1 protein-coding gene is annotated in these 274 nt (G+C 33.2%); it reads right to left on the reverse strand.

All coding sequences use genetic code 11. The annotated features are described in order from the left end of the window. The coding region (locus tag AC2Q9J_RS17900) for a hypothetical protein (protein ID WP_499042023.1) at nt 1-222 on the reverse strand (222 nt) is incomplete at its 3' end. Nucleotides 223-274 lie beyond the last annotated feature (52 nt).

Below are 274 nucleotides of genomic sequence, written 5' to 3' on the forward strand. Positions count from 1 at the left end.
TTTTAATAATTTTTTAGCAACATCAGGAATATTTACATCAAGGTTATATTCACGGCGTAACGTGTAAATATCCCCATTAATTGCAGATTCAATAATTTCTAAGTTCTCACCTGGAATACGTTTACACACTGCTTCATGCAATGCTGTATCCGCGACTAATCTTGAAAAGTCTTCGATTGAAACACCATGAATTGTTTCATTAACCGTAAATTGATGTGCCATAATTTAAATTTCCGTTTCGTTTTATATAGGAACTCATCACTGCCCAAAGTAT

The organism is Planococcus sp. RAB007_Raresut, from assembly GCF_057369535.1.